The organism is Sphingomonas bacterium, assembly GCF_903643065.1.
In the GTDB taxonomy this organism is placed as follows: Bacteria; Pseudomonadota; Alphaproteobacteria; order Sphingomonadales; family Sphingomonadaceae; genus Sphingomonas.
The window spans coordinates 1-2,750 of record NZ_CAHJWX010000433.1; the positions used below are offsets into that span (position 1 = coordinate 1).

The window sequence follows — 2,750 nt, forward strand, 5'->3', positions numbered from 1 at the left end:
TGAGCGTCGCGATCCGCTCGCCTGGCGCCAGCCGCGCGCGCGCCGCCGCGACATAGGCGTCGGCGCCGAGCAGCGCCGTCCCGCTCGTCGCGTAGCGGCCTGGATGGAGCAGCCGGTCGAGCGCGTCGTGCCACACCAGCGCCGCGCCGGAGAGCGACAGCGGGATGACGAGCACCGCCAGCCCGACGCCCAGCCACTGGTGGACGCGGAACCACCAGCGCCGCAGCCGCAGCCGCGTCACGCCACCTCGCCCAGCAGCCACGAGCGCAGCGCGCTGGCGAGATTGGGCGGGTCCGCCTGCCCGATCCGCGCTGCGTCGACCCGCGCGACCAGCGCCGACAGCGGCAGCGCGCGGGCCCGCGCGGCCCCTTCCAGCGCGACCCAGAACACCGGCTCCAGGCTGATCGAGGTCTGATGCCCCGCGATCGTCACCGATCGCTTGACCGGCCCCGCGAACGGCCCCGCTATCTCGCCGCGACGATGCCCTGCGCCGGCCGTTTCGGCTTCACCTAGCGGTCCAGCCAGTCCGTCGTCTGCCACAGCGTCTCTTTCGTCGACTCGAGCGCGCGATCGCCGTGCGGCTCGTTGTCCCGCCTCCGACGGGCGGACACAAGCCACTCGCTCAGAAACAGCCGTCCACCCGGTTCGGGCCGGCGAAGTCGCCGCGCAGCCGGATCCCGGCGACGTCGCGCATCGCCAGCCACGCGTTGCAATAGCGTTTCGTCGTCGTGACCGAGCCGATCGGCAGGAAGTCATCGGTCGGCCGGCCGAACGCATCCGCCGCATGGTCGAGCCGATACCAGCGCACCGTCGCGGTCGCATGATCCGCCAGCACGCCGCTCGCCGCCTGGTTCAGATCGGCGGTGATCACCAGCGTTACCGGACGGCCACGCAGTCGCCCGGTTGCGAACTGGCCGGTCGCGAACTGCACCGCGCCCAGCACCCGCTCGCCGTCGAACGGCTCGTCGCGGATCGTGTCGCGCACCGGCTCGGCGCCCGGTGTCTCGAAGCCGACCAGCCCGACCCGGCTGCCCTCCGATGGGCCGCCGAGCACCGTCCACACGGTATAGCCGTGCGCGTTGCCGTTGCCCCGCCAGGCCTGCACGATCGTCGCGGTGCCGCCGCCGGCCAGGAAGCCCGGCACGCGGTTGATGCCCGGATGCAGCACGATCGGCTTGAGTCCGGTGACGGGCGGCGCGCCGGCGGGTGCCGTCGCCGCTGCGAGGAAGAGCAGGCCAGCGGCGCGGAGCATGACGGAATCTCCTGGAAAGAATAACCTCGTCCAGCGCGACGCGGGCACAGGCAAAACCAGCCTCTCCGGCACGAGGAGACGTTCAGTTCGCGTCGAACAGTGCCGCGAGCTGTTCGATGATCGTGCCGCCCAACTGCTCGGCGTCCATGATCGTCACCGCGCGCGCGTAATAGCGCGTCACGTCATGGCCGATGCCGATCGCCGCCAGCTCGACCGGGGACTTTGCCTCGATGAAGCCGATCACCTGGCGCAGGTGCCGCTCCAGGTAGGAGCCCGAGTTCACGCTCAGCGTCGAATCGTCCACCGGCGCGCCATCGGAGATGACCATCAGGATGCGCCGCTCCTCCGGCCGCGCGAGCAGGCGGGCATGCGCCCACAGCAGCGCCTCGCCATCGATATTCTCCTTGAGCAGCCCCTCGCGCATCATCAGGCCGAGACTCGCGCGCGCGCGGCGCCAGGGCTCGTCGGCGCGCTTGTAGACGATGTGGCGGACGTCGTTGAGCCGGCCGGGCTGCGGCGGCCGCCCCGCCGTCAGCCAGCTCTCGCGCGCCTGCCCGCCCTTCCAGGCGCGGGTGGTGAAGCCCAGGATCTCCGTCTTGACGCCGCAGCGTTCCAGCGTGCGCGCCAGGATATCGGCGCTGATCGCCGCGATGGAGATCGGCCGCCCGCGCATCGAGCCGGAATTGTCGATCAGCAGCGTCACCACCGTGTCGCGGAAGTCCGTATCGCGCTCGATCTTGTACGACAGCGAGGTGCCGGGCGAGACGACCACGCGCGCCAGCCGCGCGGCATCGAGCATGCCCTCCTCCTGATCGAAGTCCCAGGCGCGGCTCTGCTGCGCCATCAACCGCCGCTGGAGCCGGTTGGCAAGCTTCGACACCGCCGATTGCAGGTGCACGAGCTGCCCGTCGAGATAGCCGCGCAGCCGCGTCAGCTCGTCGGGATCGCACAGCTCGGTCGCGGCGACTACCTCGTCGAACTGCGTCGTCCAGGTCCGATAGTCGAACTGCGCGTTGAGATCGGCGAAGGGGCGGTTGGGGCGAACGGGCTGCATCCCCTCCTCGCCGTCGTCGCCGGGCTCGCCATCGGCATCGTCGGGCGTCTCGCCCTGGCTATCCTCGCCCTCGCCGTCCTGCTCGTCGGTCCGGCGCTCCTGCCCCCGCTGCTCGACCTCGCCCTGGCCCTCTCCTTCGCCCGGCTCCTCGTCCTGGTCCTGCTCGTCGCCCGCTTCCTGCGAGCCCTCGTCCTCGGCGCCGCCCTCGTCCGCCTCGTCGGGGATCTGGTCGCCCTCGATCAGCTCCAGCTGTTCGAGCAGCCGCGTCGCCAGCGCCTGGAACGCGCGCTGATCGTCGATCGCCATCGCCAGCGCGTCGAGATCGACGCTGCCCTCGATCCAGTCGCGCACGAAGGCAAGGCCGCCTTGCGCCGCCGCCGGCACCGCGCGGCCCGTCAGCCGCTCGCGCACCAGCAGCCCCAGCGCGGTCGACAGCGGCACCTC

At 71.6% G+C, this 2,750-nt stretch carries 4 protein-coding genes; all 4 read right to left on the bottom strand.

All coding sequences use genetic code 11. The features are described 5' to 3' along the window. Positions 1-241 (bottom strand): PepSY domain-containing protein (locus tag HUU95_RS13445; RefSeq protein WP_174280565.1); only part of this gene is annotated, 241 nt, incomplete at its 3' end. Continuing rightward, positions 238-468 (bottom strand): ribbon-helix-helix domain-containing protein, encoded by a 231-nt coding sequence (locus tag HUU95_RS14650; RefSeq protein ID WP_254602806.1) that lies wholly within the window; start codon positions 466-468, stop codon positions 238-240. The genes HUU95_RS13445 and HUU95_RS14650, both read right to left, overlap by 4 nt. A 154-nt stretch (positions 469-622) precedes the next feature. Next, the gene (locus tag HUU95_RS14655) at positions 623-1,252 is read right to left on the bottom strand and encodes a hypothetical protein (protein ID WP_254602805.1); all 630 of its coding nucleotides are present in this window, start codon (positions 1,250-1,252) and stop codon (positions 623-625) included. Positions 1,253-1,334: 82 nt separating this feature from the next. Further along, a partial coding sequence (locus HUU95_RS13455) for a cobaltochelatase CobT-related protein (RefSeq protein WP_174280567.1) occupies positions 1,335-2,750 on the bottom strand: 1,416 nt, incomplete at its 5' end.